The organism is uncultured Jatrophihabitans sp. (genome assembly GCF_964244045.1).
Classification (GTDB): domain Bacteria; phylum Actinomycetota; class Actinomycetes; order Mycobacteriales; family Jatrophihabitantaceae; genus Jatrophihabitans.
The window spans coordinates 3,929-5,660 of record NZ_CAXTHK010000069.1; the positions used below are offsets into that span (position 1 = coordinate 3,929).

The following is a 1,732-nucleotide window of genomic DNA, read 5'->3' on the forward strand; positions in this document are numbered from 1 at the left end:
CGGACACTGGCTTTCGGGCTGGTCGACGAGCCCGTCTTGGACCGGACTCGCCGACACAGACGGCAGCTGAGATTCCCGAGAAGTGCGGTCCTCAGCGAGTTGACTGCAAAGTCGGCATAAAGCCCGCTTGATGGGTCGCCGGCGACGACGGGCGAGTCCTCTGGCTGGCCTGGTAATCGACCTGCCGCGGTAGGCGACGTGCTATCGACCTGCGGTCGTATGCGCCGTCGAGGTTTCTGCGAGTTGACAAATTCAGTGAAGGTAGCCGTCCCACTTCGGCTCCCAGACCGGTTCCTGCAGCCCGGACGGAGCGAGCGTGCCGACGCTGCGTGCGAGTGCGACGGGGGCTGGCAGCGGAACAGCGGACACGAGGCCAGTGTCCCCACCCTGCCCAACGCGACGACCAGCGCCGCCCGCCCGACCAGCGAGGTCGGGAGGGCGGCCCGGTAAGCGACAATCCCTAGCGGGTGGCGGTGTTGAGGCGGTGCAGGAACGCGGCCATGGCCTGCCGGCTGACGGCGGTGGTGGGGTGGAAGCCGCCGTCGCTGTAGCCGGTGGTGACCTTCTCGGTGACGAGGTAGTTGATGTCACCGCAGAACTGGCTGGACGCGGGCACGTCGTTGAACGCCGCACTGGTGCAGGCCGGTGCGGTCCCGCCCGGGTTGGCGAGTCGGTACAGGAACGTCGAGGTCGCCTGACGCGACACCGCGGCAGTCGGGTGGAAACCGCCGTCGGCGTAACCCGTGATCGCGCCGGAGGCCTTCAGTGCTGCGATGTCGGCGCAGAACGGCGAGCTGACCGCCACGTCGGTGAACGGTTTGCTGGTGCACGCGGCCGCCGTGTTGCCGGGGTTGGCGTAGCGGTAGAGGAACGCAGCCATCGCCTGGCGGGTCACCGTCGCGGCCGGGCGGAAGTCACCGTCGGGGTAGCCGGCCGTGATCTTGTTTCGGGTGAGGTAGTTGATGTCCGCGCAGAACGGGCTCGACGTCGCCACGTCCGGGAACGGGGCAGCGGTGCAGGTGTAGTCCATAGGGGTTGCGGTGGTGCCGCCGGTAGTAGCCGGGGGCGCGGCCGTCGCCACGACTGACACGTCGTCGAAACCGACGAAAAAGAAATCTTCGCCCGGCCCGAGCGTGGTGGCCCCGACGGTGAACTCAAGTGATGGCGGGGTATCGATGGTGTGCGGTGTCGTGAATGTGGCGCTGTAGGGGGTCCAGGTGGTCGGCGGTAGCTCCGTGGACGTCAGTAGCGAGACGGTGCCGACCGAGCCCTGTGCGGTCTCGGCGTTGGTCACTGAGGCGGTGAGCGGTGTGGAGCTGGTCGGCGTCAGCGGCCCGTCTGTCTTGGAGAACCAACTCACTGAATAGGTGGTGTCTGGAGCGACAGTCAGTAGCTGGCTCAAAGTAGTCACGGTGTCGGGCTTGCTTTCCGTGCCGTACCAGGTAGTGCCCGAGTGCGGGTCCACACCGCTGAGGGATTGGACTTTGACGTTGGCGTCCGTACTCCATCCAGGCGGTGGAAACCCGAAGGTCTCGAAGCCACAGTTGACAACGATGTTCTCGACCTGACCGCAATCGCCTTGATCGGTATCCGCGGCAGACGCCCCCGACGCGCCGGCCAGGACGGCGGCGCCGGTGACGGCGCCCACCGCCAGCATCGTCGCCAGTCGGCGGCCCGTGATCGCGCTCATCGAAATTCCCCAGTGATGCTCATTGAATTTCCCCACCCGTGT

The 1,732-nt window shown here is 66.6% G+C and carries 1 protein-coding gene; it reads right to left on the bottom strand.

Translation table 11 applies throughout. The annotated features are described in order from the left end of the window. Positions 1-460: 460 nt before the first annotated feature. Positions 461-1,732: S-layer homology domain-containing protein (locus ACFFC4_RS21950; RefSeq protein WP_375504853.1), on the bottom strand; the 1,272-nt coding region annotated here is incomplete at its 5' end.